This window comes from Thiolapillus sp. (genome assembly GCF_048562965.1).
GTDB lineage: Bacteria > Pseudomonadota > Gammaproteobacteria > Chromatiales > Chromatiaceae > Thiolapillus > Thiolapillus brandeum_A.
Window position 1 is genome coordinate 1 of the sequence record NZ_JBHNMF010000513.1, and the last position, 2,322, is coordinate 2,322.

4 protein-coding genes are annotated in these 2,322 nt (G+C 56.2%); 2 read left to right on the forward strand and 2 right to left on the reverse strand.

Annotated elements, in window-relative coordinates; genetic code table 11:
- Both ACOCD2_RS17075 and ACOCD2_RS17080 read right to left on the reverse strand, forming a co-directional pair.
- The coding region (locus ACOCD2_RS17075; protein ID WP_305801399.1) for a hypothetical protein at positions 1–334 on the reverse strand (334 nt) is incomplete at its 3' end.
- Positions 304–1,107, reverse strand: a complete 804-nt coding sequence (locus tag ACOCD2_RS17080) for a C1 family peptidase (protein ID WP_293646847.1) — start codon at positions 1,105–1,107, stop codon at positions 304–306. The genes ACOCD2_RS17075 and ACOCD2_RS17080, both read right to left, overlap by 31 nt.
- 85 nt (positions 1,108–1,192) lie before the next feature.
- Here ACOCD2_RS17080 and ispH point away from each other — a divergent pair, with 85 nt between their 5' ends.
- Positions 1,193–2,131, forward strand: a complete 939-nt coding sequence (ispH, locus tag ACOCD2_RS17085; protein ID WP_293646845.1) for a 4-hydroxy-3-methylbut-2-enyl diphosphate reductase — start codon at positions 1,193–1,195, stop codon at positions 2,129–2,131.
- A gap of 131 nt (positions 2,132–2,262) precedes the next feature.
- The coding region (locus tag ACOCD2_RS17090; protein WP_371415055.1) for a pilus assembly FimT family protein at positions 2,263–2,322 on the forward strand (60 nt) is incomplete at its 3' end.

A 2,322-nucleotide genomic window follows, 5' to 3' on the forward strand; every position in this document is an offset into this window, starting at 1 on the left:
AATAATGTATTCGCGGCAACTCACCCACCCTGGGCACATCCTTGGCAAACTTCTGCATACCCAGCAGGGGGCGTTCCTTCTGTCGCTCAAAGGCATTGGAAACCAGGTACAGCAGAGACTTGTGGTACAGAGCCGTGACCGTGTCATCTTTTTCGAGCTCATCCAGCAGGTTGTAGATGGCCATATCCCTGATCTGCAACCGGCCTTTTTCATCCAGTACAGGCACATAGCTGTCCCGATACCAGTCCAGCGTACAGGCAGGCGCCATCAGGGAGCAGGTTTCAATCTGCAACTGGCGGCGGCTCAGGGTACGCAGGAGCTGGCCGATGGCCACCGCACCGGTGCTGTGCCCGACCAGGTGCAGCTTCGCAGTCCGAAAATGGAAGGTGTGGGCAATGCCAGGCGGAACCCCCAGGCATCCATGACATTTTCGATCCAGTCTTCATAGGTCCACAGTGCCAGTCCGCCGTCACCCCAGCCATCGGTCCAGGAATTCTGTATCCAGAAACCCTCTTCATCGTAGCCCACCACGGCGAAGGCATGCCCACCGGTTATCTTCTTGCTCTTGATGATGCGGCCATCGGCAGGATCATCCCAGCCGGCATGCACCTTGGCTGAGACGACAATCACACCCGCCTCGTTGAGCGCCGCATGATAGTGACTGATCTGGGGGCGCAGGCGATAGTACGCGCCCAGTGTATGGCTGCGCGCTTCCTTTGCCCGGCGCACGGTAAGATCTCCCTTGCGGGTCACCCGGTAGCGCCACAGCTCATCCCTGCAAACTCCCATGTTGCTCCAGCCCTTGATGGCACCACGCAGGCTGCTACCGTCATAGTCCTCTCCCGGCCATTCATCATTACGCTTGGCCATCTCGTAAAGCATGCGGGCGCTGACCCGTACATCCTCTCCGGCGCGGGAATACAGCAGGTTGATGGCTGCGGCCAGGGCAAATCCCGTGCAGGCGCCTTCACCGTACTGGTTGAGAATCTTCTGATCACGCGGCGGCGGCAGTTGCCGGGCAAGCCGGATCAGTGAGGGTTCATACATCCAGTCCCGTAAGTCAGGTACATCGGCACTGGCATTTTTCTTCCATTTGTTGCTTGGCATGGGCCTACTCCTTTGCTGCTTGCAGTTGCATGTTGTACAGTCTGTTGTCCGTCTACTAAAAATAGATCATATTCAGGCTTTCCACATGAAAATTCTTCTCGCCAATCCCCGGGGGTTCTGTGCTGGCGTGGATCGTGCCATCGAAATCGTGGATCACGCACTGGATGCCTTCGGTGCGCCCATCTATGTCCGGCATGAAGTGGTGCACAACCGTTTCGTGGTGGAAAATCTCAAAAAACGTGGCGCCATTTTTGTGGACGAGCTTCATGAGGTACCGGATGGCAATACGGTCATCTTCAGCGCTCACGGGGTATCCCAGGCGGTCAAAAATGAAGCGGGAAACCGTGATCTGAGAGTATTCGATGCCACCTGCCCGCTGGTAACCAAGGTGCACCTGCAGGTAGCACGGCATTGTCGCAATGGCTTCGAAGTCATCCTTCTGGGCCACAAGGGGCACCCTGAGGTGGAAGGAACCATGGGACAGTACCATTGCCCGGAGGCCGCCGGGATCTATCTGGTGGAAACTGCTGGAGACGTGGCACAGCTGGAAGTCCGGAATCCGGACAAGCTGGCTTTCGTCACACAGACAACTTTGTCCATGGACGACACCGCCCAGATCATCGACGCGTTGCGTAAATACTTCCCCAATATTCAGGGGCCAAAGAAGGATGACATCTGCTACGCCACCCAAAGCCGTCAAGATGCGGTAAAGCGCCTTGCTGCGGCCTGCGATGTGGTATTGGTGGTTGGTTCGCCCAACAGTTCCAATTCCAACCGGCTCAAGGAAATTGCCGAGAAACTTGGCAAACCTGCCTATCTGGTGGACGGCCCCGGGGATCTGCGCCGGGAGTGGCTGGAAGGAAACAGTGTTATCGGTCTGACTGCCGGCGCATCCGCACCGGAAGTGCTGGTGGAGCAAGTGCTGGATCAGCTCAAAGCATGGGGTGCAACGGAAGCCATGGAAGATGGCGGTATGCCGGAAGAGGTGACTTTCCCGTTACCCAAAACGTTACAGCAACCGTGACTCGGACTCATCATCAGAGATTGCCGACAAGTTCTGTAGGAATACTCTGAATCCCCTCCCCCTGTGTTGCCAGTTGATTGTCCATGCGGATACGATGGTCCCAACCAACGGATCTGGTTTTGGAGGACGACATGGATTTTACCCCTGTACAAACAAAAGGCTTCACCCTGATAGAACTCTTAATTACCTTG